The sequence below is a fragment of the Acidovorax sp. SUPP1855 genome (genome assembly GCF_030158955.1).
Classification (GTDB): Bacteria; Pseudomonadota; Gammaproteobacteria; order Burkholderiales; family Burkholderiaceae_C; genus Paracidovorax.
Window position 1 is genome coordinate 1 of record NZ_BQXI01000024.1, and the last position, 24,757, is coordinate 24,757.

The 24,757-nt window shown below is 65.0% G+C and carries 22 protein-coding genes; 9 read left to right on the forward strand and 13 right to left on the reverse strand.

All coding sequences use genetic code 11. From position 1 onward, the window contains the following. Window positions 1-206: 206 nt before the first annotated feature. The 3 genes from ilvC to AVMA1855_RS18745 form a co-directional block, all read right to left on the reverse strand. Window positions 207-1,223 (reverse strand): ketol-acid reductoisomerase, encoded by a 1,017-nt coding sequence (ilvC, locus tag AVMA1855_RS18735; protein WP_272569461.1) that lies wholly within the window; start codon window positions 1,221-1,223, stop codon window positions 207-209. Window positions 1,224-1,286: 63 nt separating this feature from the next. Next, window positions 1,287-1,778: an acetolactate synthase small subunit gene (gene ilvN / locus AVMA1855_RS18740; RefSeq protein ID WP_092743827.1), complete on the reverse strand. Its 492-nt coding sequence runs from the start codon at window positions 1,776-1,778 to the stop codon at window positions 1,287-1,289. A 143-nt stretch (window positions 1,779-1,921) separates the two neighbouring features. Beyond that, complete coding sequence (locus AVMA1855_RS18745) at window positions 1,922-3,709, reverse strand: acetolactate synthase 3 catalytic subunit (RefSeq protein WP_284426843.1); 1,788 nt, start codon at window positions 3,707-3,709, stop codon at window positions 1,922-1,924. A gap of 285 nt (window positions 3,710-3,994) precedes the next feature. Here AVMA1855_RS18745 and AVMA1855_RS18750 point away from each other — a divergent pair, with 285 nt between their 5' ends. The 6 genes from AVMA1855_RS18750 (at window position 3,995) to AVMA1855_RS18775 (ending at window position 7,478) form a co-directional block, all read left to right on the forward strand. Further along, window positions 3,995-4,564, forward strand: coding sequence for an RNA polymerase sigma factor (locus AVMA1855_RS18750; protein ID WP_284426844.1), 570 nt, complete (start codon window positions 3,995-3,997; stop codon window positions 4,562-4,564). Next, the gene (locus AVMA1855_RS18755; RefSeq protein WP_272569458.1) at window positions 4,561-5,007 is read left to right on the forward strand and encodes a DUF3619 family protein; all 447 of its coding nucleotides are present in this window, start codon (window positions 4,561-4,563) and stop codon (window positions 5,005-5,007) included. The genes AVMA1855_RS18750 and AVMA1855_RS18755 overlap by 4 nt, the downstream gene beginning before the upstream one ends. A gap of 16 nt (window positions 5,008-5,023) precedes the next feature. Then, on the forward strand, window positions 5,024-5,878 hold the full coding sequence (locus AVMA1855_RS18760) for a DUF3106 domain-containing protein (protein WP_284426845.1): 855 nt from the start codon (window positions 5,024-5,026) through the stop codon (window positions 5,876-5,878). A 34-nt stretch (window positions 5,879-5,912) separates the two neighbouring features. Continuing rightward, window positions 5,913-6,431, forward strand: a complete 519-nt coding sequence (locus AVMA1855_RS18765) for an RDD family protein (protein WP_284426901.1) — start codon at window positions 5,913-5,915, stop codon at window positions 6,429-6,431. Between the two features lie 62 nt (window positions 6,432-6,493). Then, window positions 6,494-6,889 (forward strand): diacylglycerol kinase, encoded by a 396-nt coding sequence (locus AVMA1855_RS18770; protein WP_284426846.1) that lies wholly within the window; start codon window positions 6,494-6,496, stop codon window positions 6,887-6,889. After that, window positions 6,882-7,478: an LOG family protein gene (locus AVMA1855_RS18775; RefSeq protein ID WP_284426847.1), complete on the forward strand. Its 597-nt coding sequence runs from the start codon at window positions 6,882-6,884 to the stop codon at window positions 7,476-7,478. The genes AVMA1855_RS18770 and AVMA1855_RS18775 overlap by 8 nt, the downstream gene beginning before the upstream one ends. A gap of 70 nt (window positions 7,479-7,548) precedes the next feature. On the opposite strand, the gene AVMA1855_RS18780 is transcribed toward AVMA1855_RS18775, so the two are convergent. Next, window positions 7,549-7,887: a P-II family nitrogen regulator gene (locus AVMA1855_RS18780; protein ID WP_092743842.1), complete on the reverse strand. Its 339-nt coding sequence runs from the start codon at window positions 7,885-7,887 to the stop codon at window positions 7,549-7,551. A 62-nt stretch (window positions 7,888-7,949) separates the two neighbouring features. Continuing rightward, complete coding sequence (locus tag AVMA1855_RS18785; protein ID WP_284426848.1) at window positions 7,950-9,602, reverse strand: NAD+ synthase; 1,653 nt, start codon at window positions 9,600-9,602, stop codon at window positions 7,950-7,952. 283 nt (window positions 9,603-9,885) lie between these two features. Between AVMA1855_RS18785 and AVMA1855_RS18790 the strand changes: the two genes are divergently transcribed. After that, window positions 9,886-11,157 carry a GNAT family N-acetyltransferase gene (locus AVMA1855_RS18790; RefSeq protein ID WP_284426849.1) on the forward strand — a complete coding sequence of 424 codons (1,272 nt, stop codon included), beginning with the start codon at window positions 9,886-9,888 and terminating at the stop codon, window positions 11,155-11,157. A gap of 162 nt (window positions 11,158-11,319) precedes the next feature. Here AVMA1855_RS18790 and AVMA1855_RS18795 read toward each other — a convergent pair whose 3' ends face one another. From AVMA1855_RS18795 to AVMA1855_RS18805, 3 genes are all read right to left on the reverse strand, one after another. Next, a complete protein-coding gene (locus tag AVMA1855_RS18795) occupies window positions 11,320-11,829 on the reverse strand; it encodes a chemotaxis protein CheW (protein ID WP_272569450.1) in 510 nt (169 codons plus the stop codon). 270 nt (window positions 11,830-12,099) lie between these two features. Continuing rightward, window positions 12,100-12,741: a 3-oxoacid CoA-transferase subunit B gene (locus AVMA1855_RS18800; protein ID WP_284400194.1), complete on the reverse strand. Its 642-nt coding sequence runs from the start codon at window positions 12,739-12,741 to the stop codon at window positions 12,100-12,102. Window position 12,742: 1 nt separating this feature from the next. Continuing rightward, window positions 12,743-13,555, reverse strand: coding sequence for a CoA transferase subunit A (locus tag AVMA1855_RS18805; protein ID WP_284412434.1), 813 nt, complete (start codon window positions 13,553-13,555; stop codon window positions 12,743-12,745). Between the two features lie 78 nt (window positions 13,556-13,633). Between AVMA1855_RS18805 and AVMA1855_RS18810 the strand changes: the two genes are divergently transcribed. Continuing rightward, a complete protein-coding gene (locus AVMA1855_RS18810) occupies window positions 13,634-14,179 on the forward strand; it encodes a PAS and helix-turn-helix domain-containing protein (RefSeq protein ID WP_272569447.1) in 546 nt (181 codons plus the stop codon). Between the two features lie 273 nt (window positions 14,180-14,452). Then, window positions 14,453-15,229 carry a hypothetical protein gene (locus AVMA1855_RS18815; protein WP_284426850.1) on the forward strand — a complete coding sequence of 259 codons (777 nt, stop codon included), beginning with the start codon at window positions 14,453-14,455 and terminating at the stop codon, window positions 15,227-15,229. 82 nt (window positions 15,230-15,311) lie between these two features. On the opposite strand, the gene AVMA1855_RS18820 is transcribed toward AVMA1855_RS18815, so the two are convergent. From AVMA1855_RS18820 to AVMA1855_RS18840, 5 genes are all read right to left on the reverse strand, one after another. Continuing rightward, window positions 15,312-16,592: an NAD(P)/FAD-dependent oxidoreductase gene (locus AVMA1855_RS18820; protein ID WP_272569444.1), complete on the reverse strand. Its 1,281-nt coding sequence runs from the start codon at window positions 16,590-16,592 to the stop codon at window positions 15,312-15,314. Between the two features lie 166 nt (window positions 16,593-16,758). Then, complete coding sequence (gene katG, locus AVMA1855_RS18825) at window positions 16,759-19,014, reverse strand: catalase/peroxidase HPI (protein WP_284426851.1); 2,256 nt, start codon at window positions 19,012-19,014, stop codon at window positions 16,759-16,761. 92 nt (window positions 19,015-19,106) lie between these two features. Then, complete coding sequence (locus tag AVMA1855_RS18830; RefSeq protein WP_284426852.1) at window positions 19,107-22,214, reverse strand: efflux RND transporter permease subunit; 3,108 nt, start codon at window positions 22,212-22,214, stop codon at window positions 19,107-19,109. Further along, complete coding sequence (locus AVMA1855_RS18835) at window positions 22,211-23,371, reverse strand: efflux RND transporter periplasmic adaptor subunit (protein ID WP_284426853.1); 1,161 nt, start codon at window positions 23,369-23,371, stop codon at window positions 22,211-22,213. Before AVMA1855_RS18835 ends, AVMA1855_RS18830 begins: the two co-directional genes overlap by 4 nt. Beyond that, window positions 23,368-24,720, reverse strand: a complete 1,353-nt coding sequence (locus AVMA1855_RS18840; RefSeq protein ID WP_284426854.1) for an efflux transporter outer membrane subunit — start codon at window positions 24,718-24,720, stop codon at window positions 23,368-23,370. The genes AVMA1855_RS18835 and AVMA1855_RS18840 overlap by 4 nt, the downstream gene beginning before the upstream one ends. Window positions 24,721-24,757 lie beyond the last annotated feature (37 nt).

The following is a 24,757-nucleotide window of genomic DNA, read 5'->3' on the forward strand; positions in this document are numbered from 1 at the left end:
ACCTGATCCACCACCGCCAGCTTAAAGGCCAGTGTGTAGTCCTTCTGCGTTCTCTTAACCCATTGATCCACTTGACTTTCCTTTCTGATGAACAGAAAGGTGTCAACCTCATTCAGGACGGGTCAGAAGCCAAAAAAAAAGGCCACCGAAGTGGCCTCTCTGCAATCTTGGTGCCCACGGCCAAAACCGCAGGCACGCGGCGGCAATCAGTTGCGGGTCTGGTCCACCAGCTTGTTCTTGGCGATCCAGGGCATCATCGCGCGCAGCTTGTTGCCCACCACTTCGATGCTGTGGTCGGCCGTGTTGCGGCGGCGAGCCGTCATCGATGGATAGTTCAGGCGGCCTTCCTGAATGAACATCTTGGCGTAATCGCCGTTCTGGATGCGCTTCAGGGCGTTGCGCATGGCTTCGCGCGACTGGGCATTGATCACTTCTGGGCCAGTCACGTACTCGCCGAACTCGGCGTTGTTCGAGATCGAGTAGTTCATGTTGGCAATGCCGCCTTCGTAGATCAGGTCCACGATGAGCTTGAGCTCGTGCAGGCACTCGAAGTAAGCCATCTCAGGAGCGTAGCCGGCTTCGACCAGGGTTTCATAACCCATCTTGATCAGCTCGACCGCGCCACCGCACAGCACGGCCTGTTCACCGAACAGGTCGGTCTCGGTCTCTTCCTTGAAGTTGGTCTCGATGATGCCGGCCTTGCCGCCACCATTGGCCATGGCGTACGACAAGGCCAGGTCACGGGCCTTGCCGGACTTGTCCTGGTGCACCGCCACCAGATGGGGCACGCCGCCGCCTTGGGTGTAGGTGTTGCGCACGGTATGGCCGGGAGCCTTGGGAGCCACCATCCAGACGTCCAGGTCAGCGCGGGGCACGACCTGGTTGTAATGCACGTTGAAACCGTGTGCGAAGGCCAGCGATGCGCCCTGCTTGATGTTGGGGGCCACATTGTTCGTGTAGACCTCGGCGATCTGCTCGTCGGGCAGCAGAATCATGACGACGTCGGCAGCCTTCACCGCTTCGTTCACTTCCAGCACATTGAGGCCAGCCTTGCCGACCTTGTCCCACGAGGCCCCGCCCTTGCGCAGGCCAACCACGACCTTCACACCGCTGTCGTTCAGGTTTTGCGCATGGGCATGCCCTTGCGAGCCATAGCCAATGATGGCCACGGTCTTGCCCTTGATCAGGCTCAGGTCACAGTCTTTGTCGTAGAAAACTTTCATGTTGGCTCCAGGTTGAATCGATGAGGGGGTGTTGAAAAAAGGTGAGGAAATAAGCGGAATGGATCAGACACGCAGAATGCGTTCACCGCGGCCAATGCCGCTGGCGCCGGTTCGCACGGTTTCCAGGATGGCGGTGCGGTCGATGGCTTGCAAAAACGCATCGTTCTTGGACTGGTCTCCCGTCAGCTCGACGGTGTAGCTCTTCTCGGTGACGTCGATGATTCGGCCGCGGAAGATGTCTGCCATGCGCTTCATCTCTTCGCGCTCCTTGCCGACGGCACGCACCTTCACCATCATGAGCTCTCGCTCGGTGTAGGCGCCCTCGGTCAGGTCGACCACCTTCACGACTTCGATGAGGCGGTTCAGATGCTTGGTGATTTGCTCGATCACGTCATCGGACCCCGTGGTCTGGATCGTCATGCGCGAAAGCGACGCGTCCTCCGTGGGAGCCACGGTCAGCGATTCAATGTTGTAGCCCCGTGCGGAAAACAGGCCGACGACGCGGGACAGCGCGCCGGGTTCGTTTTCCAGCAGGACGGCAATGATGTGCTTCATGGGTGCAGATTCCTCTTTTCGCTGCCCTCCCCTGGCGCTGGTAAGCGCCAAGCTCGGCAGGCAATAGATTCGTCGTTGGAGATATTGCTATTCAAAGAATAGCTGGAAACGCTTTATGGCAAAGCGCCGAAGAGCGATTAGGCTTAAAGATCTTCCGATCCCAAAAGCATTTCGGTAATGCCCTTGCCAGACTGAACCATCGGGAACACGTTCTCCGTGGGATCAGTGCGGAAGTCCATGAAAACCGTGCGGTCCTTGAGCTTGCGCGCCTCGCGCAGCGCGGGCTCGACGTCTTGCGGCCGCTCTATCAAAAGACCCACGTGGCCATACGCTTCCGCCAGCTTCACGAAGTTGGGTAACGCGTCCATGTAGCTGTGACTATAGCGGCCAGAATATTCAATTTCCTGCCACTGCCGCACCATGCCAAGGTAACGGTTGTTCAACGCACAGATCTTGATGGGAGTGTTGTATTGCAGGCAGGTGGACAACTCCTGAATGTTCATCTGCACCGAGCCTTCGCCCGTGATGCAGAACACTTCGGCGTCCGGCTTCGCCAGCTTGATGCCCATGGCATAAGGAATACCCACACCCATCGTGCCAAGTCCACCGGAGTTGATCCAGCGGCGCGGCTCATCAAATCGATAGTACTGAGCCGCCCACATCTGATGCTGCCCCACGTCGGAGGTCACATAGGTGTCGGCATCCTTGGTCATGTTCCAAAGGGTTTCGACCACGTATTGCGGCTTGATGACTTCGTTGTTGCTGCGATCGTATTTGAGGCATTCGCGCTTGCGCCAGCCTTCGATCGTGTCCCACCAGGCGGCCAGGGCACCGGCATCGGCCCGCGTGCTCGATTCGCTCACCATGGTGATCAGCTCCGTCAGCACATCCTTGACGTCGCCAACGATGGGAATATCGACCTTGACGCGCTTGGAGATGCTCGACGGATCGATGTCGATATGGATGATCTTGCGATCGTTCTGCGCAAAGTGCTTCACGTTGCCGATGACGCGGTCATCGAACCGTGCGCCGACCGCCAGGAGCACGTCACAGTTCTGCATGGCGTTGTTGGCTTCGATCGTGCCATGCATGCCCAGCATGCCGAGGAACTTGCGATCGCTCGCCGGGTAGGCGCCCAATCCCATCAGGGTATTGGTCACCGGATAACCCAGCATGTCCACCAACGTGCGCAATTCTTGCGTGGCATTGCCCAGCAAAACGCCGCCACCCGTATAGATGTATGGCCGCTTGGCGGTCAGCAGCAACTGCAGCGCCTTGCGGATCTGGCCGCCATGGCCTTTGCGAACAGGGTTGTAGGAGCGCATTTCGACGCTCTGCGGATACCCGTGGTAGGCCACCTTCTTGAAGGAGACGTCTTTCGGGATATCGACCACCACCGGTCCGGGCCGGCCGGTGCGGGCGATGTGGAAGGCCTTTTTCATCGTCATGGCCAGATCGCGGGCATCCTTGACGAGAAAATTGTGCTTCACGATGGGGCGCGTGATGCCCACGGTATCGCACTCCTGGAAGGCGTCCAGCCCGATCGCGGCCGTAGGCACCTGTCCGGAGATGATGACCATGGGAATGGAATCCATGTAGGCCGTGGCGATTCCGGTCACTGCATTGGTCAATCCGGGGCCGGAGGTGACGAGGGCAACCCCCACTTCACCAGTGGCACGGGCGTAGCCGTCGGCAGCATGCACTGCAGCCTGCTCGTGGCGCACGAGCACGTGCTGAATGGTCTCTTGCTTGTAAAGCGCGTCGTAGATGTAGAGAACCGCGCCGCCCGGATAGCCCCAGATGAATTGCACGCCTTCGGCCTGCAAAGACTTGATGAGGATTTCGGACCCCATGAGGTCCTGGGACGGGGAATGCGAAGCGCCCTGCGTGGCAGCGGCCGCCGAAGTGATTTCGGCCTTGGAGATTTCCATGATCAACCTTTGCGAATTTCTCTAACGAAAAACCTTGGGTGCCCCTCGTGCGGACTCTTGTGGAGCCGACTTGGAACTTGAGGCTTCGGACATGGGCGAGATGATTGCTGCGCCGGACCGAAACCCGTTTGCCTTTTGAATTGCAGGTCGGATTATGGCACTGCAACATGGATTCTGGGCACGGCAGGCCCAAAAGACTTGAAGTCGATGCGATAAACTCGGCAATCCACGCGCTGGCGTTTGTCGCCAACGGACCCCAAGCCCCGATCAGCGGGCACCTTTGTCTTGGCTACCGAACAAGAACTCTCCAACTTCCTCAAAAGCGTAGAAAAGCGGGCCTACAAGCGCTCGCTCTATCACGTACGCAATGAGGAGTCGGCACTGGACATCGTTCAGGACAGCATGCTCAAACTGGCCGAGCACTATGGCGACAAGCCGGTGGCCGAGTTGCCCATGCTCTTTCAGCGCATTCTGTCCAACTGCACGCTGGACTGGTTTCGGCGCCAGAAGACACGCAATGCGTTGTTTTCCAGCATGAGCGACTTCGAAGGCCCGGGAGAAAACGGCGCAGATTTCGATCTGCTGGAAGCCTATTCGGGTCCCGAAGGAGGCGAGACAGCCCAAAGCGCGGAAGATCTGGTCAGGCGTGCCCAGGTTTTTCATGACATCGAAGCGGAAATTCAAGAGTTGCCGGCCCGTCAACGGGAGGCGTTTTTGATGCGTTACTGGGAAGAGATGGACGTTGCAGAAACGGCGGCTGCGATGGGCTGCTCGGAGGGCAGCGTCAAAACGCACTGTTTTCGTGCCGTCCAGACCCTCAGCAAAGCACTGAAGGCGAAAGGAATCGAACTATGAATTACCAGTCCTCACCCCATCCTGCGGAGATTGCCGCAGAGCGTTTTGCACGCCGTGTGACGGCGCGTCTCTCCGATGGCACGGCCGAGCTTCCCTACGATATTTCCGAACGGCTCCGTGCTGCACGGGTGCAGGCCCTTGCGAAACGCAAGGTGGTGGCGCCAGTGCGACAGACGGCTCCCGCCGTGTTGGCGTCCGGCAACAGCGCGGTGCTGGGCTGGGGTGGCGAGGGCGGCAGCTGGTGGCGCGCACTAGTGTCGGCCGTTCCGATCACCGCTTTGCTCGTTGGGCTGGTCGTCATCAATGTCTCGCAGGACGAAAAAGGGGTGAACGAAGTGGCAGAGGTGGACGCCGCCTTGCTCACGGACGATCTTCCGCCATCCGCTTATGCCGATCCGGGATTCCTTCAATTCCTCAAGACGTCCGCCAACCCAACCCACTGACCTTATTGCAGATTGCATGCCCACCAGCCCTTTGGATGCCCCCCGCCTGATGCCAGCCGCCGTGCTGGCTTTTGTCTTGCTGGGCGCGCTCGTCGCGGGCGGCTGGCAAGCCTGGACACAGGTGGGGATGGCACCGGTGGCGCCCATGCCGGCCGAGGCGCTGGCCAGCAAACACACAGCCCGCGGGCCGGAGCTTCGGGTTCAGGACCCTGACAGCGCGGGCTCGGGGCCTGCATGGCAATCGTTGACGGCCGCGCAGAAGGAAGCGCTCGCCCCCCTCGCTTCCCGCTGGAACCTGCTCAGCGAAGCGCAAAAACGGCGCTGGATCACGCTGTCCGCGAGCTTTCCCACCTTGTCGCCGCAAGAGCGCGAAAAGATGCTGGGGCGCATGACCGACTGGGCCAACCTCAGCCTTCAGCAGCGCAGTCAGGCCCGCTTGAACTACGCCGCCACCAAGAAACTGGCCGTGGATGACAAGTGGGCCCAGTGGGAAGCGTACCAAGCCCTTCCTACCGAGGAAAAGAAGCAGCTGGCGGCCCGTGCGGCCCCTCGGCCCACCGGCGCGGCCACGGCGATCCGGCCCGTGGCCCCTCGCAAGCTGGCCCGCGTTCCCGCCGCCGCGGTCGCGAATGCGAACCGGCCCAATCCCCCCAAGATTCCACCGGTGAGCGAGTTCCATCCGACCCAGGCATTGCCGGTATCGGTCCCCGCGGCCAGTGTGGCGCCCCCAGTGGAAACAGCCCCAATTTCGGTGCCGATCGCTGTTCCGTCGCCCCTGGCGCCACTGAGCGGCGCAGAGCCGGTGGCCGCCGAGGCAGCCCCCCCTGCCACGCCGCCCCAGGACAACACCCCGCTTCACCCGCCTCAGTGATACCGCCATGTCTGCTTCTCCGTCTCAGAGCACCATGGCCAGCCATGACGTTTCCGGCGCCGCGATGAACGGCACGACCCCTTCGCTGCGCCGTCGCATGGCTTGCTGGCTCTACGAGGGCATGCTGATGTTCGGAGTGGTGTTCATTGCCGGCTATCTTTTCGGCACGCTCAGCCAGACACGCAATGCGCTGGACAACCGCCATGCGCTCCAGGGATTTCTTTTCGTTGTCTTCGGCATCTATTTCGTTTGGTTCTGGGCCAGAGGACAGACGCTGGCCATGAAGACCTGGCACATCCGGGTGGTGGACCGGCTGGGACGGCCCATCACGCAGACCCGGGCCCTCGCGCGTTACGCGCTGAGCTGGCTGTGGTTTTTGCCGCCGCTGGCGGCCATGGCGCCGTTACAGCTGTCTGGTGGCGAGTCGGCGGTCATGCTGCTGGGATGGGTGGCGGTCTGGGCGTTGTTGAGCCGCTTTCAGCCGGAGCGGCAGTTCTGGCACGACATCTGGGCCGGCACGCGGCTCGTGCATTTCGAACACGCCAAAAAGTAAGCCGACAACTTCTTTTGCCGGATGCGATAACTGCCACACAGGCCGGCGAAAATGCCTGGCCTATGTCTGCCCCCTTCACACCCCACCCCCACAAAGCCCGCACCGGCCTGCACCGCCTGCGGCATGCCGGACAGTATTCGTTGCAGGGCCTTCAGGCCGGCTGGGGCGAGAAGGCTTTTCGGCTGGAGGCATGCATGGCCTTCGTGCTGCTGCCCGCAGCATTCTGGCTGGGCCGTGGCTGGTTGGAGGTCGCAGCGCTCGCCGGCACGGTGGTTCTGGTGCTGATCACCGAACTGCTCAACTCCGGCATCGAATCCGCCATCGATCGCATCGGTCCCGAGCTGCACGATTTGTCCAAGCGCGCCAAGGACATGGGCAGCGCTGCCGTCTTGTTGAGTGTGTTGCTGTGCTCAGGCGTCTGGGCCGCAGCCCTGTTTCAGAGGTTTTTCCATGGCTGAGCCATCTTTTTCCCTGTGCGTCTATCTGGGTTCGCGTCCGGGCGAGAACCCGTTGTTCACCGAATCGGCCATCGCTGTCGGCGAATGGATCGGCCGCCATGGTGGCCAACTGGTCTACGGCGGCGGTCGCAGCGGCCTGATGGGTACGGTGGCCGAGGCCACACGGCGGGCGGGTGGTCGCGTGCTGGGCGTGATTCCCCGGGCGCTCGTGGACAAGGAACTGGCCAACCGGGATTGCGATGAACTGCACATCGTCGAGACGATGCACGAGCGCAAGGCCATGATGGCCGAGCGCTGCAACGCGTTCCTGGCCCTTCCAGGCGGCATCGGAACGTTCGAAGAGCTGTTCGAGGTGTGGACGTGGCGCCAACTCGGCTACCACGACAAGCCCATCGGCCTGCTGAATGTGGATGGCTACTACGACGGGCTGCTGGCATTTCTGCAAACCAGCGTGGCCAGCGGGCTCATGAGCGACTGGCAGATGGGGTTGATGACGGCCTCCTCCGACCGCGAAAGCCTCCTGCAGTCCTTGGTCGAGGCCGCCGGCACGCAGGCCGCGCAGCCGGTTCCACTGCGGACGGTGATCTGATGCGCCGAGGGTGAATCTCGCCTGGCCTACCGGCAACGACCGTGCTGCCACCCAAGCGCGGCATCGACCATCAGACGGCGGCTTCGTCCAGGTCGCCCGTGCGGATGCGCACCACACGCTCCACGGCGGTGACGAAGATCTTGCCGTCGCCGATCTTGCCCGTGCGCGCCACGTTGACGATGGCGTCCACACAGCGGTCCACGTCGTCGGTCTTCACGACCACTTCCACCTTCACCTTGGGCAAAAAATCCACCACGTACTCGGCGCCACGGTACAACTCGGTGTGGCCCTTCTGGCGGCCGAAACCCTTCACTTCGGTGACGGTCAGGCCCGTCACGCCGCACTCGGCCAGGGCTTCGCGGACTTCTTCGAGTTTGAAGGGCTTGATGACGGCGGTGATCATTTTCATGGCGGAAACTCCTGGAAAGGTGAAATGCGAGGGATGCTCAAGGCCGCGTCGTCGTCGATCGCTCACGCCCGGAAACGGTTGGTGATGGGATAGCGCCAATCCTTGCCGAAGCTGCGGCGGCTGATGCGGATGCCCACCGGCGCCTGGCGGCGCTTGTATTCATTGAGCTGGATGAGGCGCGTCACGCGCTCCACGTCGGCCCGGTCGTAGCCGGCCTGCACGATGGCATCGATGGGCTCGTCGTTCTCCATGTACCGGGCGACGATCGCGTCGAGCACCTCGTAGGGCGGCAGGCTGTCCTGGTCCTTCTGGTCGGGGCGCAGCTCGGCGCTCGGCGGGCGCGTGATGATCCGTTCGGGAATGGGCTGCGCGCCGGTTCCGAAGGGGTCGTTGGCATTGCGCCAGCGCGCCAGCGAGAACACGGCCGTCTTGGCCACGTCCTTGATGACAGCAAAGCCTCCTGCCATGTCGCCGTAGAGCGTGCAGTAGCCGGTCGCCATCTCGCTCTTGTTGCCGGTGGTGAGCACCACCGCACCGAATTTGTTGGACAGCGCCATGAGCAATGTGCCGCGGATGCGCGCCTGCAGGTTTTCCTCGGTGGTGTCTTCGGGCAGGCCGGCGAACTCCTGGGCCAGCGCGGCCTTGAACGCCTCGAATTGCGGGGCGATCGAGATTTCGTCGTAGCGCACGCCCAGGCGCTCGGCCATGTCGCGCGCGTCGATCCAGCTGATGTCCGCGGTGTAGGGCGAGGGCATCATCACGGCGCGCACCTTTTCTGCGCCCAGCGCATCCACGGCGATGGCCAGGACCAGCGCGGAATCGATGCCACCCGACAGCCCCAGCAGCGCGCCGGGAAAGCCGTTCTTGCCGACATAGTCGCGCACGCCCATGACCAGCGCGCTCCACAGATCGGACTCCAGCGCGGGCAGCGGCGCGACCTCGGCCTTCAATTCGATCGCACCCTGCGCGACGTCCACGAGGACCGGAAAGCAGGCTTCCTCGAAGCCCGGCGCACGCGCGGCCACGAAACCGTTGGACTGCAGGGCGAAGGAGCGCCCTTCGAAGAGCACCTCGTCCTGGCCACCGACCAGGTGGGCATAGACCAGCGGCAGGCCGGTCTCCGTGACCCGCTCGCGCATGATCTGCTCGCGCTCGGCGCTCTTGCCCAGGTGGAACGGCGACGCGTTGATGGTGACCAGCAACTGCGCCCCCGCCTGCGCCGCCCGGCGGGCGGGGCCCTCGAACCAGGCGTCCTCGCAGATCAGCAGGCCGACGCGCACGCCCTCCACGTCAAAGAGGCAGGTGCCGTCGCCCGGCAAGAAGTAGCGCCGCTCGTCGAACACGTCGTAGTTCGGCAGTTCCTGCTTGAGGTAGGTCTGCTCGACCACCCCGTTGCGCAGCACGCTGGCCGCGTTGTAGCAAAGGCCTTCGCCATCCGCTTCGGCCCGCTGCGGATGGCCGACCACGATGGCCAAGCCCTCGAATCGCGCCGTCTCGCGCGCCACCGTTGCCAGCGCATCCTCGCAACCCGACAGAAAAGCGGGCCGAAGGTAGAGGTCTTCGGCGGCATAGCCGCACAGCGACAGCTCGGGCGTGAGCAGCAGGCGCGCGCCGGCAGCATGGGCTTGCTGGGCACAGGCGATGATCTTGCGGGCATTGCCCGGCAGATCGCCCACCACGAAATTGAGCTGGGCGACGCTGATGACGAATGGCATACGGGGATGGAAAAAGGACTCGGACGATTATGTCACCCGTGTCACGCACGGCAGCACCTCGTGCCACAAGGCCCTGCGTTATCCCCGCGGGCACTGGAAAACTCTGTGGATAAGTCGTGGCTTGCCCTGTAAGGCGAGCCTAAGTCCTTATCAGGGCTGAAGGAATGTCCCCGTGCCCTCTTTTTAGGCACCCGGGCCGGTGTGGATGCCATACCCGCCCCGCGGCGGCGCAGCCCGGTTTGGGCCATGATGGCGGCCACCTTCCAACGACCCGCACGCCGCCTTGTCCCAACCCGCCGATACCGCCTACGTCCTGCGCCTGCACCCGTCTCCTGACGACGTGAACGCCGATGCCTGGGACGCACTCCTGGCCGCCCAGCCCCACGCCACCCCCTTCATGCGCCACGCCTACCTTGCGGCGCTGCACAGCAGCGGCAGCGCGGTGCCGGAGACCGGCTGGACGCCCGTGTTCTGCACGCTCTGGCGGGAGGAGGTGCTGCAGGGCGCGTGCGCGGTGTATGCCAAGCCGCACTCCTACGGCGAATACGTGTTCGACCAGGGCTGGGCCGGCGCCTATGCGCGCCACGGCATGGACTACTACCCCAAGGCCGTCGTGGCCGTGCCCTTCACCCCCGTGCCCGGCGCGCGGCTGCTGGCCGTGGACGCGGCGGCGCGGCATGCGCTGGTGCGGGCGCTGGTGCAGTGGTGCGACGAGGCGGGCCTGTCGTCGCTGCACCTGCTGTTCACCGCGCCGCAGGACGTCGAGGCCGCGCAGGCGGCGGGGCTGATGCTGCGGCACACGGTGCAATTCCATTGGACGAACGCGGCGCACCCGTCCGGGAGCGAGGGGCCTGGGCCGATGGCCGACGCGAGCGGCGAAGCGCCCTCGCCTGCCGGCGAACGGCCGTTCGAATCCTTCGACCATTTCCTGGCGAGTCTGTCGCAGGACAAGCGCAAGAAGATCCGGCAGGAGCGGCGCCGGGTAGCCGACGCGGGCGTGGCGTTTCGCTGGATGCGGGGCACCGACATCACGACAGCCGACTGGGATTTCTTCTACCGCTGCTACGAGCGCACCTACCTGGAGCACGGCAACCCGCCCTACCTCACGCGCGAATTCTTCGCCCGCATGGCCGCCGACATGCCCGAGGCCTGGGTGCTGTTCATCGCCGAACGCGACGGCCACCCCATTGCTAGCATTTTGATAGCAGTCGGGGCAAGCGATACTAGGGCACAAGGCACAAAAGACCCGGAACTGGTGGCGTTCGGCCGCTACTGGGGGGCGCTGGAGCGGGTGGACTGCCTGCATTTCGAGGCCTGCTACTACCAGCCGCTGCAGTGGTGCATCGCGCACGGCGTGCAGCGCTTCGAGGGCGGAGCTCAGGGCGAACACAAGATGGCGCGGGCCCTGCTGCCGGTGCAGGCCACGAGCGCCCACTGGCTCGCCCATCCCGCTTTTGCCGAGGCCGTGGACCGGTTCCTGGAACGCGAGGGAGAAGGCGTGGCGCAGTACCTGGAGGAGCTGCAGTCGCGCAACCCGTTCAAGACGGGCCGGTGACCCGAAGCGCGTGAAAGCGCAGGCGCCCGACCCGGCCAGAACTGAGCCCGTGGCGGCGGCACAGCCCGCCGGGATCAGGAGCCAAAAGCCCCTTCAGCGCAATATCCACTAGGGCATATCGCTACAAAAAATATAGCAAACGCTGCTGACCTTGGCAGCGGGCTACGCCACGGCAGCCGAGCGCACCAGCCCCATCTCGGCGCTGCTGAGCAGGGATTCGATGTCCATCATGATGAGCATGCGCTCGCCGACGCTGGCAATGCCGGTGACGAATGCCGAGTCCACCTCGCCTTGGAACTGCGGCGCGGGCCGGATGGCCTCGGCCTGCAGGGGAACCACGTCGGCCACCGCATCCACGACGGCGCCCATCACCGTGCCGCCCACGTTGAGGATGATGACGACCGTGAAATCGGTGTACTCGGCCTGCGCGCAACGCAGCTTCAGCCGCAGATCGACGATGGGGACGATCACGCCGCGCAGATCGATCACGCCCTTGATGAAGTCCGGCGCGTGGGCCATGCGGGTGGGTTGCTCGTACGAGCGGATTTCCTGCACGCGCAGGATGTCGATGCCGTATTCCTCCTGCCCCAGACGGAAGGTGAGGTACTCCGCTGCGTTGGCGGCGGCACCCGTGGCATGGCGGGGAGAGGCGGAAGCGGGGGTCGACAGCATGGCAGGTCCTTCACAGATCAGGGTTCAGCACGCGCAGACGACCGTCTGGCGCGCGCGGCAATGGGCCAGCATATCAGCCGCGCTGTTACTTGTGCTGACATTTAGCCGATTTCACCTATTCAAAGAAGGCCATTGCTGTGCTAGCAACGGCCTGCCCTAGGGCTTGGGCAGCGCTGGTGGCGGCTTCCTGCGGCGGGACGGCGGGAAGCCCGGGGGCCTTCAAGAACCGGGCCGGCTGCCGGCCCTGTCCGGCGTGCCGACAGGACGGCCTCAGGCCGGCAGCAACGTGACGCCCGTCTTGGCCTGCAGCGCTTCGAAAGTCACGCCCGGCGCGAGTTCGACCACCTGCAGCCCCTTCGGCGTGACGTCCATCACGGCCAAGTCGGTGATGATGCGGTCCACCACGCCCACGCCGGTGAGGGGCAGCGTGCACTGGGGCAGGATCTTGAGGTCTTCGGTGCCGTCCTTCTTGCGCGCCACATGCTCCATGAGCACGATGACGCGCTTGACGCCGGCCACCAGGTCCATCGCTCCGCCCATGCCCTTGACCATCTTGCCGGGGATCATCCAGTTGGCCAGATCGCCCTTCTCGCTCACCTGCATGGCGCCGAGGATCGACAGGTTGATCTTGCCGCCCCGGATCATGGCGAACGACTGGTCGCTGCCGAAGATGGAAGAGCCCTTGATGGTGGTGACGGTCTGCTTGCCGGCATTGATGAGGTCGGCGTCCACGGCGTCTTCGGTGGGGAACGGGCCGATGCCCAGCATGCCGTTCTCGGACTGCAGCCACACTTCCTTGTCGCCCGTGAAATTGGCCACCAGCGTGGGGATGCCGATCCCCAGGTTCACGTAGAAGCCGTCTTCGAGTTCTTGTGCCGCGCGCGCGGCCATCTGGTCTTGGGTCCAGGGCATCTCAGGCTCCTTCTTTCTTGTTGACGGGCACCGTCACCGTGGGCACGGCTTCGCTGGTGGCAGCGGCCTGCGCGATCACGGCCTGGGCCTCGACCTTGGCGGCGGCGGCATCGACGGGCGCGGCGGTCACGGTGCGCTTTTCGATGCGCTTTTCAGGGTTGGGGTTGTGCACGATGCGGTGCACGTAGATGCCAGGCAGGTGCACATCGTCCGGCGCGATGTCGCCCGTCTCCACGACCTCCTCCACTTCGACGATGCAGACCTTGCCGGCCGTGGCGGCCGCGGGGTTGAAGTTGCGCGCGGTCAGGCGGAATTGCAGGTTGCCGGACTTGTCGGCGCGCCAGGCCTTGACGAGCGACACATCGGGTACCAGCGAGCGCTCCATCACATAGGTTTCGCCGTCGAATTCACGCAGTTCCTTGCCTTCGGCCACCATGGTGCCGACGCCGGTCTTGGTGAAGAAGGCCGGAATGCCGGCGCCTCCCGCCCGCAGCTTCTCGGCCAGCGTGCCCTGCGGCGTGAATTCCAGTTCCAGCTCGCCGGCGAGGTATTGGCGCTCGAACTCCTTGTTCTCGCCCACGTAGGAAGAGATCATCTTCTTGATCTGGCGCGTTTCCAGCAGCTTGCCGAGGCCGAAGCCGTCCACGCCGGCGTTGTTGGAGATGACGGTGAGGTCCTTGACGCCGCTGTCGCGCAGGGCGTCGATCAGCGCTTCAGGAATGCCGCAGAGCCCGAAGCCGCCGACGGCCAGCATCTGGCCGCCGGCCACGACGCCCTTGAGCGCCTCGGCCGCGGTGGGAAAAAGCTTGTTCATTGGAGACTCCTCAACATCAGGTTGGATGGCCGCTACGATACTACGTACCCCGCTACGTAGTTTTCCCTAAATACTTCCATGGATGTCGCCGATTACCGCCTCGCTTTCGAAATGGCCCCGGTGGGTCTGGTCATTTCGCGCAACCGCACCATGGTCGATTGCAATCGCCAGGTGTGCGAGATGTTCGGCGCCTCGCGCGAGGTGCTGATCGGCCAGTCCTTCCGGATTCTCTATCCCAGCGCGGACGAATACGAACGCCTGGGCAAGCACATGGAGCCCATCCTGAATGCGCGGGGCCACTATGCCGACAACCGCATCATGAAGCGGGCCAGCGGCGAGGTGTTCTGGTGCCATGTCTCGGGCCGGGCGCTCAACCGCGAAGCCCCGCATGAATCGGGCATCTGGAGTTTCGAAGACCTCAGCTCGCAGCGGTCCGTCAAGGCCGAACTGACCGGCCGTGAGCGCGAGGTGGCGGCGCGGCTGCTGGACGGCCTGACCTCCAAGGAGATCGGCCGCGCGCTCGACATCAGCCACCGCACGGTGGAAATCTACCGCGCGCGCCTCATGCGCAAATACGCAGCCTCCACAGCGGCCGATCTGGTGCAGAAACTCATGGCGGGATGACGGCCGGCAGTCAGGGATACCCTACTAACACTTGCTTTCATCTGCGCTCCCTGGGTGGGGTACCGCGGCAAAGGGGTGGCGGATACCGTCTGCGCATCCCAACCTGCCCGTCGGCGGTGTGGCGCATGGTGCGCGGCACTGCAGAGGGCGACCCATTCCAAAACCATGCCCACCAGTTCCCATTCGCTCCGCGCGGTAGCCGCTTTTGCCGCCCTCGCCGCACTGACCGCAGCCTCCCTGACCGCGTGTGGCGGCGGCGGAGGCGGAGGCGACGTGACCACTCCGCCCGGCGGCACCCCGGCGCCGGCGCCCACGCCGGCACCCGCCCCATCGCCATCGCCATCGCCGGCACCATCACCCGCTCCGGCACCGGCCCCCACTCCCGCCCCCGCACCTTCGGGCAGCAGCTCCGCCGCCTGCTACAACGCGGCGGACTTCAACGAGGGAACCGTGCTCGTCGAAGAGGGCCTCACGAAGATGGACGGGCAACCCGACCTCACGACCACCAGCACCACGACGACTGGAGGCCGGCAGGATTTCGCGGGCGCGAAACCGGTCATGTTCACGCCGCAGTCCACCGGTTCCCTCGGCAACAACCGGCTGTTCCGCGACCGCACGGCCAGCAGCGAACTGGCGTATGGCGTCGTCTCCGACACGTCCACCCAGGTGCTGACGCAGGTCTACGATCCACCCGTGTCCACGCCCTTGGACATGCAGCCCGGCCAGACCGTTCAGCGGGACCACAAGAACCAGTTCACGATCGTGCCCAAGGCGGGCTCGGCGCCCAGCTCCTATTCGGAAACCGTGGAAGACCAGTTCACGTACGTGGGCAGGGAGTCGCTGCAGACCGCCATGGGCACCTTCAACGTCTGCAAATTCAACAACGACTTCGTCACGGTGGGGCCGACCGGGCGCGCCGTGGCCAACTTCCAGACCTGGGTGGTCGCAGAAGGCCCTTACCAGGGCCGGACGATCAAGATCGCCACGTCCAGCTCCAACGGCAGGCCCTCGACTTACGAGGTGACGAAGATCACCTATACCCCAAAATAAGGCGCGCAGGCGGGCCGCAGGACGGTGGCGGGCGGCCGGTTCGGAACCGGCATGCCTGCCCCGCCCGGCTGAACCCACGCGCTCAGTGGAGTTTCAGCCGTCCGGACACGCGCTGCTGCAGCAGCCGCGCCAGGGCGAGCACGGCCGTCTTGCCCAGGCCCAGGATGGCCCGGTGGTGGTTCAAGTGCAAGGAGATGTACATCCACTTCGCGATGAGGCCTTCCACGAAGAAGTTGCGTCCCATCAGGCCTCCCATGAGGTTGCCCACGCCCTTGTTATCGCCCAGCGACACCAGCGAGCCGAAGTCGCGGTACACGAACGCCTCGGTCACCTCGCGCTCGCGCAGCATCGCGCCCAGCACCTTGGCCAGGTAGTCGGCTTGCTGGTGCGCGGCCTGGGCCCGCGCCGGCACGGTCTTGCCACCCTCCCACGGGCAGGCGGCGCAGTCGCCGAAGGCATAGACGCCGGGCACCGAGGTGCGCAGACGGTCGTCCACCACGAACTGGTTCAGGCCGTTCACGGCCAGCCCCATGCGGGCGTTGGCATCGGCGGCCTTGATGCCCGCGGCCCAGACGATCATTTCGGCGGGAATGCTGCCTTCGGAGGTGACCAGCGCGCCACGGCGCACCTCGGTCACACGCGTGCCGGTGCGCACGTTGACCTGCTTGCGCTCCAGTGCCAGCCGGGCCTGGGCCGATATCTTTTCTGGCAAGCCGCCCAGGATGCGCGGGCCGCCTTCCACCAGGGTGATGTCGAGCCGAAAGCGCTGGCCGTCGCCCATGCTCTCCTGCAGTTCGGCATGGGCCTCCAGCAGTTCGGCCGACAGTTCCACCCCGGTCGCCCCACCGCCCACGATGGCCACGCCCAGCGCACGGCTCTCGGAGAAAGAGGCACGGGCGCACGCGGCCAGCCAGTCGGCATGGAAACGCTGCGCATCGCGCACGTTCTCCAGCAGGTACGCGTGCTCCACGCCGGGCGTGCCGAAGGCATTGGAGCCGCTGCCGATCGCCAGCACCAAGCGCGTGTAGCTCACGGTGCGCCGGGGCACCACGGCTTCACCCTGCGCATCGCGAATCTCGGACAAGGTGATGCCTTTGCGCTCGGTGTCGAGGGCTGCCATCTCGCCCATGGCAAAGCTGAAATGGTTGCGCCGGGCCAGCACGGTGTAGGAGAGCCCTTCCTGGTGGGCATCGAGCGTGCCGGCGGCCACCTCGTGCAGCGTGGGCTTCCAGATGTGGAATGGGCTGCGGTCCACCAGCAGCACCTTCTCCCGCCCTACCCGGGGCCCCAGGCCCCGCCCGAGGCGTGCCGCCAATTCCAGGCCGCCCGCGCCGCCGCCAACGATCACGATGTCGAAATGCATTCCATCTCCCGCTTTTTGTGCGATGCAGCAAGTTTAGGGCGCGCAGGCCTTCCCCGCGCCCAAAAGGGCTCCTTTGCCGCACGCGGATGCGAAAAAGCCCGCGGCGTCGAAGCCCCGGGCTTTTCTCGAAGAAAGCGCGCCGGCTCAGCAGAGCCGACGCGGCAGGTCAGGCCAGATCGAAGCGATCGAGTTCGGTGACCTTGGTCCAGGCTGCTACGAAGTCGTCCACGAACTTGCGCTTGGCGTCCGCTCCGGCGTACACCTCGGCTTGGGCCCGCAGCAGCGCGTTGGAGCCGAACACGAGGTCCACGCGCGTGCCGGTCCACTTGACCTCGCCGGTCTTGCGGTCGCGGCCTTCGAACACCCCTGGGTCCTGGGCCGAGGCCTTCCACTGTGTGCCCATATCGAGCAAGTTGACGAAGAAGTCGTTGGTGAGCGCGCCGGGCGTTGCGGTCAGGACACCGTGGCGGGTTTCATTGGCATTGATGTTGATCGCACGCAGCCCGCCGACCAACACCGTCATCTCGGGCGCAGTCAACGTCAGCAGCTGGGCCTTGTCGATCAGCAACACCTCGGCAGGCACGCTGTAGCGGCGCTTTTGGTAGTTACGGAAACCGTCTGCCACGGGTTCGAGCACGGCGAACGATTCCACATCGGTCTGGTCCTGCCGCGCGTCGGTACGGCCCGGGGAGAACGGTACCGTGACCTCGAAGCCCGCGCTCTGGGCCGCCTGCTCTACGCCTGCGGCCCCCGCCAGCACGATCAGGTCGGCCAGCGAGATGCGCTTGCCCCCTGCGGCGCCGCGATGGAAGTCGCTCTGGATGCCTTCAAGCACCTGGAGCACCCGGGCCAGTTGCGCCGGCTGGTTGACGTCCCAGTCCTTTTGCGGCGCCAGGCGGATGCGGGCGCCATTGGCGCCGCCGCGTTTGTCCGAACCGCGGAAGGTGGATGCCGAAGCCCAGGCCGTACCCACCAGTTCGGACACCGACAAGCCGGAGGCCAGGACCTGCGCCTTGAGGGCCGCCACATCGGACGCCTCGACCAGCGGATGGTCCACCGCGGGAACGGGGTCTTGCCAGATCAGCACTTCCTTCGGCACTTCGGGGCCGAGATAGCGGGCGCGCGGCCCCATGTCACGGTGCGTGAGCTTGAACCAGGCCCGTGCAAAGGCTTCGGCGAAGGCCTGGGGGTTGTCCAGGAACCGGCGCGAGATTTTTTCATAAGCCGGGTCCATGCGCAGTGACAGGTCGGTGGTCAGCATGGTCGGCAGGCGCTTCTTGGTGGGGTCGTGCGCGTCGGGGATGATGGCTTCGGCGTTCTTGGCCTGCCATTGATGCGCGCCGGCCGGGCTCTTGGTGAGTTCCCATTCGTACTTGAACAGGTTCTCGAAGAAGTTGTTGCTCCACTGCGCGGGCGTGGTGGTCCAGGTCACTTCCAGGCCGCTGGTGATTGCATCGCCGGCCTTGCCGGAGCCGAAGCTGCTGGCCCAGCCCAGGCCCTGCTGCTCGATGCCTGCGGCTTCGGGCTCAGCCCCCACATGGTCGGCGGCACCGGCACCATGGGTCTTGCCGAAGGTGTGGCCGCCGGCGATCAGGGCCACGGTTTCCTCGTCGTCCATCGCCATGCGGCCGAACGTTTCTCGGATGTCGTGCGCAGCGGCGATCGGGTCGGGATTGCCTTCGGGGCCTTCCGGGTTCACGTAGATCAGGCCCATCTGGACCGCGGCGAGGGGGTTTTCCAGGTTCCGTCCCTGGCTGTCCGTGCGGTCGGTTTCCTGGCCGTGCATGGCGGGGTCGGCCACCAAGGTGCCGTCGCCGGGGGCACCCTTGCCGTAGCGGGCGTCGCCACCGAGCCATGTCTTCTCGCTGCCCCAGTACACGTCCAGGTCAGGCTCCCACGTGTCTTCGCGGCCGCCCGCGAAGCCGAAGGTCCGAAAGCCCATGGTTTCCAGCGCGACGTTACCGGTCAGCACCAGCAGGTCGGCCCAGGAAATTTTTTGACCGTACTTTTGCTTGATGGGCCAGAGCAGGCGGCGCGATTTGTCGATGTTGACGTTATCGGGCCAGCTGTTGAGCGGCGCGAAGCGCTGCTGCCCACGGCCCGCACCGCCACGGCCGTCGCCCGTGCGGTAGGTGCCGGCGGCGTGCCACGCCATCCGGATGAACTGCGGGCCGTAGTGTCCGAAGTCGGCCGGCCACCAGTCCTGCGAGTCGGTCATGAGCGCGCGCAGGTCTTTCTTCAGGGCTTCGTAGTCGAGCTTCTTGAACTCTTCGGCGTAGTTGAAGCTGCCGCCCAGGGGGTCGGACTTGGACGAATGCTGGTGCAGCAGATCCACGCGCAACTGGTTGGGCCACCAGTCCTTGTTGATGGTTCCACCATTGACGGCGGCGGCATGGAACGGGCACTTGGTCTCTTGGCTCATGGGGCATTCCTCTTGCGGCTGATTGATGGGTGAATGCTAGAGAAAAGGCTCCCGCCGGAAAAGGCAATTAATCACATGCCTGGAATAGTTTTTCAAAATGGAGAGGGGCCGTCCGATGCGGCGGCTTGCGCTGTGGTGGCCTGCCAGCCGGTGAACCTGCGGCGCAGCCACTCCAGAAGATCGTCCACATAGGTGAACACCACCGGCACCACGAGCAGGCTGAGAAGCGTCGATGTGATCAGCCCCCCGATCACGACGATCGCCATCGGCTGGCGAAAGCTCGCCTCCGCGCCCAGTCCGATGGCGTTGGGCAACATGCCCGCCCCCATTGCGATGGTCGTCATGATGATCGGCCGGGCGCGCTTGTGGCAGGCATCGATCAGGGCTTCGAACCGGTCCATCCCGTGCACGCGCCGGGCCATGATCGCGTACTCGACCAACAGAATCGAGTTTTTAGTCACGATCCCCATGAGCATCAGTAGCCCGATCACCGCCGGCATCGAGAACGACTGCTGCGTCACCAGCAACGCGAAAAGAGCGCCCCCCAACGCGAGCGGCAATGCACACAGGATGGTGGCGGGCTGCAGGAAATCATGGAACAGCAGCACCAGCACCGCGTAGATGCAGAAAATGCCGATACCCATCGCCACTCCGAAGCTGCTGAACAACTCGGACATGCGCTGCAGCTCCCCTTGCTCGACCCGCTTGACGCCGGCTGGCAGCGATTGGAGGGCGGGCAACATGGCTGCCTCCCGCTCGACGTCGCCGATCTGCCGCCCGGCCAGCTCGACGCTGAGGGTGATGTTTCGCAAGCGGTCCAGCCGCGCGATCTGGGAGGGACCGCTGCCAATGGAGATGTCCGCGACCGATCCCAGGCTCACCGTGCCCTGGCCACCCTGGATCCGCAACTGCGCCACGGCGTCCAGATCCTCGCGGACGGCCGGGTCCATGCGAACGCGCACGGGTATCTGGCGCTCCGGCAGATTCAGCTTCGGGAGCGCGGTAGCGTAGTCGCCATAGGTGGCGAGACGCACGGCGTCGGCCAGTGTCTCTGTGGTGACGCCCAGCGCCGCGGCCCGTGCCGGGTCGGGACGCAACTGGATCTCCGGCCTTTGCAAGGCTGCACTCGACGTGACGTTGCCGATCCCCCGAAGGGTACGCAATTGCGTTTCCGCCTGCAATGCTGCCGTGGCAAGGGCTGAGGGATCATTTCCGGCCAGTGTGATCTCCAGCGTTTCGCCATTGCCGCCACCGCCAACGGCAATGCGGGCCCCGGGCACCGCCACGAGCGCCTGCCGGATTCTGGCCTCCACCGCCGACTGCTTGAGCTTGCGCTCGCCGCGGGGAACCAACTCCGCTGTCAGCGTCGCGCTGCCCACGTCGGCCGAAGCGCTTGCGCCCGCACCGTCTCCACTGGTCGCGGTGCCGGCGGATATGAACACACCGCTGACTTCCGGTATGGCGCGCAGCAGTTCTGCCGCATGCTGGCTTGCGTCCACCGTGTCCTGCAAGGTGCTGCCTGGCGCCAGGGTCAGGCTGATGCGCGACTGCGCCTTGTCCTGCGCCGGAATGAATCCGGTCGGAAGCAAGGGGATCATCGCCAATGAAAGCATGAAGAAGACCATCGCCGCACGTACCGCGAGCCTTCGGCGCGACAGCACGGAACGGACCCATCCCAGGTATCGGGCCATAAGGCGCCCATCGGGCTGCGTGTGGTCCCCCGGCGGGGCCGGCTTCAGCAGATAGGCGGCCATCATGGGGGTGAGTAGCCGGGCCACCAGCAAGGACGCCAACACAGCCACCGAGGCCGTGATGCCGAACTGGCGGAAGATCTTTCCGGGAATCCCGCCCATGAACGCGGTGGGGAGAAACACCGCCACCAGCGTGAACGTCGTGGCAATCACCGCCAGCCCGATCTCGTCGGCTGCCTCCATCGCCGCTTCATAGGGAGTCTTGCCCATTTTCAGATGCCGCGCGATGTTCTCGATCTCGACAATCGCGTCGTCCACCAGAATGCCCACCACCAGCGCCAACGACAGCAGCGTGACGGTGTTCAGTGAATAGCCAAGGAGCGCCATGAACCCGAACGTGGGAATGATGGAGAGCGGCAGTGCGGCGGCCGAGACCAGCGTGGAGCGCCAATCGCGCAGGAACCACCATACGACCAGGATCGCGAGAACGGCGCCTTCCATCAAAAGGTGGATCGAGCCTTCGTAGTTCTCCTGGATGGGGGTCACCGTGTTGCTGGCCTCGGCGATCTTCACTCCGGGATGGCCTTGCGCGAAGCGCTCCACGGCAGCGCGCACGCTGTCGGCCACGCCCACGTCGGAATAGCCTTTGGAGCGGGTGACCTGAAAGCCGATCATCGATTGGCCGTCCCGGAACGCGAGGGTGCTCCGGTCCGCATGGGTGTCGGTCACACGCGCAATCTGGTCCAGCCGGACGTAGCGGCCTTCAGCAAGCGGAATGCTGACAGCGGCGATCTCTGCGGCCGAGCCCACCGTCGCGATGGTTCGGCTTGACTGGCGCTGGTCGCCAATGGTGCCTTGCCCGCCCGAACTCTCGCGTTGAACGGCCTTGAGGCGTGAGGACACGTCGGACGGAGCAACGCCGAGTCCGGCCATCAGCGACGGGTCGAGGTCCACATGCACCTCGCGGTCGATGCCGCCGACACGCGCCACCGATGCCACGCCCTTGACGGCCACCATCGCCTTGGAAACCTCGTTGTCCACGAACCACGAGAGGTCCTTCTCGTCCATCTGGCTGGATGCGATGGTGTAGGTCAAGATGGGCGAGCCGGACGAAGTCAGCTTGGACACCATCGGCGATGCCATGCTGGCCGGCAGCTCGGCCCGCGCGCCATCGACAGCATTGCGGACTTCGCTCAATGCCACCTCGCTGTCCTTGTCGATAAGGAAGCTGACGCTGATGCGGACCGACCCGTCGGTGATGGTGGTCGCGATGTGATCCAGTTGCGTCAGCGACGCCAGCTTGTCCTCGATCTTGCGCGCCACTTCGGTTTCCAACTGGGACGGCGCTGCGCCTTCCAGCGAAGCCGTCACCTGGATCGTGGGCAGATCCATATCGGGGAAGTCCTGGATCTCCAGCCGGTGAAAGCCGACGGTCCCCAGCACGGTCAGCAGGAAGAACAAAAGGAGTGCAGGAACCGGGTTGCGAATCGACCAGGCGGAGAAGTTCATCGGTCGCCTCCGGCCGGCGCTGGACGGGCATCCACCGATGCCACCGTGACCGAAGCACCTTCGGACAGGAATGCTCCGCCGCTGGCCACGACGCGCCATCGGGGCTCCAGGCCGGACACGACCTCCACCCGGTCGCCGTGGCGCCGGCCCACGGTGATCACCCGGCTGGTGGCGCGCTGCTGGTCGTCCAGGACATACACGTACGAACGCCCGTCCCGCAACACAATGGCGGATTGGGGCAACGTGATGGCGGCCCTGCTGCCCAGGTCGATCGTGCCGCTGGCGAATTGCCCTGCCTGGGCACCCTGTCCGGGAGCCAGGCTTACGTAGACCGTTCCACGGCCGGTCGTGGCGCTCAACGTGGGCGATACCAGCCGCACCGTCCCATCTGCGTTCATCCCGCTCGGCAGCACGAGGCGTGCCCCCTGCCCCACCCTGACGTTGGCCAGTTGGCGGGCATCCAGTTCAGCGCGCCATTCCACACGCCCCTGGCGCACCAGACGAAACAGCTCTGCTCCGGCGTTAACGACGTTGCCCAGCACCGCGGACCTGGAGGCCACCACACCGTCGTCCGCGGCTACGATCCGGGTGTGCGACAGCTTCAGCCGCGCGCTTTCCAGGTCGGCCTGCGCGGAGGCCAGCGACGCCTGCGCCGTCGCTTCGTTCGCGCGGTATTCATCCATCTTCTGTGGCGCCAACGCGCCGGCCACGTCCACGGCCTGGGCCCTTCGCAGGTTGGTGCCGGCCTGCCCGAGGCTTGCGCGGGCCTGCGCCACCAGCGCTTCCTGCTTGCGCAGTTCCGCCTTCACCGTGCCATCGGCGAGCCGCGCCATCAACTGCCCACGCCGAACGGTGCTGCCCACATCCACCAGCAGTTCCGCAATGCGCAGCCCGCTGGTCTCGGGGCTGACGATGATCTCCTGCCAGGCCGCCAGCGCGCCGCTGGCTTGCAGTGGCTGCGGCCAGGTTTGCGTTTCAGCGCTGACGACCTGGACGGTCAATGCACTGGCGCTTTCACTGCCCTGGCCTTGGGTGCGGGCTGCGGGTGTGCCGGCAACGCCGAGAGAGACCCTCCATGCGAATCCCGCGGCAAGCACCGCGGCCGCGACGACGCCTGCGAGGACCCGTTTTCGATTCGACAGCGCTTTGCTGATCATTGGGAAGCTCCGATTTGCAAGGCGGCATCGCCGGAAGGGGCTGCCAGGATGCCGGGGCGCCAGTCCCCTCCCAACGCCTTGTAAAGGGCGATCCAGTACGTCACGCGATCTCTTTGCAAGCCGATCAGTTCGATCTGCGTGGAAAGTGCCTGACGCCTCGATGCCTCAAGGTCGAGCAGGCTGGTCGTGCCGGCGCGCCACTGCGCTTGCGCCGCGACCAGATACCGCCGGTATTCCTGGGCGGCAAGTTCTGCCTGTTCCGTGCGCTTTGCAGCGCCGTCCAGGCGGACCAGGGACTGCTCGACCTCCTTTACGGCAGTCCGGACCCCTTGCTGCCAGTCGGCATGCGCGGCCCCGTAACCCGCCCGTGCGCTGTCCACTGCGGCGCGCCTTCGCCCCGCGTCGAAGAACGGCACGGACAACGTGGGGCCGAACGACCAGGTGTTCATCGAAGAGGTTGCACCCAGCGCGGACACGCTGATGGAACCGGAGAGCGAAAGGCTTGGATAGAGATCGGCCTGCGCTACGCCGATCTCGGCACTCGCCGCGGCGAGCTCGCGTTCAAGCGAAGCCAGATCCGGCCGCTGGCGCAGCGCTTGCGCCGGTATGCCGCGAACTTCGATGCCCTCTGGCCGCGGCATCTCGGCCCGACCCTGAGCCAGCTGGGTGAGCAGCTCGGACTCCTCGGTCCCCGTCAAGTCCACCAGCGACTTCACCAGCAGTTTGCACTGTGCGCGTTGAGCCAGCGCAGCGGATGCGGTGCTAGCCAGACTCGCGCGGGCCAATGCCCCGTCCGAGCTGGCCGTCAGGCCGGCATGCACCAGGGACTCGGTGGCCCTGGCGGTTTCGTTCATGGAGGTGAGCTCTTCTTCGTAGGCACTGGCCAGCAATCCACAGGCACGGTACTGCACATAGTTGTCCGCGACTTCGGCCGCAAGCGACACGCGCGCGTCGTGCCAGTCGCTCTCGCGCGCCTCCAGCCGGGCCCTGGCAGATTCCACCCCGCGCCGGACCTTGCCGAACAGGTCGATCTCCCACGACGCGTCCAGTCCCGCACTGCGGACCGTGGCGACGCTCCCGGACTGCTGCGTGCCACGCGTCACTGAGGTCTGCCCGCTCACGGCGGGCAGGCCCGAGGTGCTTGCGCTGGACAGCGTCGCCCGTGCCTTTTCGATGTGGGACCATGCCTTGGCCAGGGTGGGACTGGCGGACTCGGCAGAACGCAGGAGCAGGGTCAGCACCGGATCGTCGAACTGGCTCCACCAGTCACCGAGCAACGCACCCCGACCTGCCTGGGGAAGCGGAGCATGCCATGCGGACGGCGCCGCAGGAGCAGGCTGCGCATGCATGGTCGGGGCCGACGACGGCACACCCGCCCAGCAAGGC

Bases quoted from the DNA above. Each gene is read 5' to 3' on its own strand.
- AVMA1855_RS18780 (WP_092743842.1), bottom strand. From the start codon at position 7,887: ATGAAAATGATCACCGCCGTCATCAAGCCCTTCAAACTCGAAGAAGTC.
- AVMA1855_RS18770 (WP_284426846.1), top strand. From the start codon at position 6,494: ATGTCTGCCCCCTTCACACCCCACCCCCACAAAGCCCGCACCGGCCTG.
- AVMA1855_RS18830 (WP_284426852.1), bottom strand. From the start codon at position 22,214: ATGAACTTCTCCGCCTGGTCGATTCGCAACCCGGTTCCTGCACTCCTT.
- AVMA1855_RS18785 (WP_284426848.1), bottom strand. From the start codon at position 9,602: ATGCCATTCGTCATCAGCGTCGCCCAGCTCAATTTCGTGGTGGGCGAT.
- AVMA1855_RS18820 (WP_272569444.1), bottom strand. From the start codon at position 16,592: ATGCATTTCGACATCGTGATCGTTGGCGGCGGCGCGGGCGGCCTGGAA.
- AVMA1855_RS18800 (WP_284400194.1), bottom strand. From the start codon at position 12,741: ATGCCCTGGACCCAAGACCAGATGGCCGCGCGCGCGGCACAAGAACTC.
- AVMA1855_RS18775 (WP_284426847.1), top strand. From the start codon at position 6,882: ATGGCTGAGCCATCTTTTTCCCTGTGCGTCTATCTGGGTTCGCGTCCG.
- AVMA1855_RS18755 (WP_272569458.1), top strand. From the start codon at position 4,561: ATGAATTACCAGTCCTCACCCCATCCTGCGGAGATTGCCGCAGAGCGT.
- AVMA1855_RS18810 (WP_272569447.1), top strand. From the start codon at position 13,634: ATGGATGTCGCCGATTACCGCCTCGCTTTCGAAATGGCCCCGGTGGGT.
- AVMA1855_RS18840 (WP_284426854.1), bottom strand. From the start codon at position 24,720: ATGCATGCGCAGCCTGCTCCTGCGGCGCCGTCCGCATGGCATGCTCCG.
- AVMA1855_RS18745 (WP_284426843.1), bottom strand. From the start codon at position 3,709: ATGGAAATCTCCAAGGCCGAAATCACTTCGGCGGCCGCTGCCACGCAG.
- AVMA1855_RS18795 (WP_272569450.1), bottom strand. From the start codon at position 11,829: ATGCTGTCGACCCCCGCTTCCGCCTCTCCCCGCCATGCCACGGGTGCC.
- ilvC (WP_272569461.1), bottom strand. From the start codon at position 1,223: ATGAAAGTTTTCTACGACAAAGACTGTGACCTGAGCCTGATCAAGGGC.
- AVMA1855_RS18765 (WP_284426901.1), top strand. From the start codon at position 5,913: ATGGCCAGCCATGACGTTTCCGGCGCCGCGATGAACGGCACGACCCCT.
- AVMA1855_RS18760 (WP_284426845.1), top strand. From the start codon at position 5,024: ATGCCCACCAGCCCTTTGGATGCCCCCCGCCTGATGCCAGCCGCCGTG.
- AVMA1855_RS18805 (WP_284412434.1), bottom strand. From the start codon at position 13,555: ATGAACAAGCTTTTTCCCACCGCGGCCGAGGCGCTCAAGGGCGTCGTG.
- AVMA1855_RS18835 (WP_284426853.1), bottom strand. From the start codon at position 23,371: ATGATCAGCAAAGCGCTGTCGAATCGAAAACGGGTCCTCGCAGGCGTC.
- katG (WP_284426851.1), bottom strand. From the start codon at position 19,014: ATGAGCCAAGAGACCAAGTGCCCGTTCCATGCCGCCGCCGTCAATGGT.
- ilvN (WP_092743827.1), bottom strand. From the start codon at position 1,778: ATGAAGCACATCATTGCCGTCCTGCTGGAAAACGAACCCGGCGCGCTG.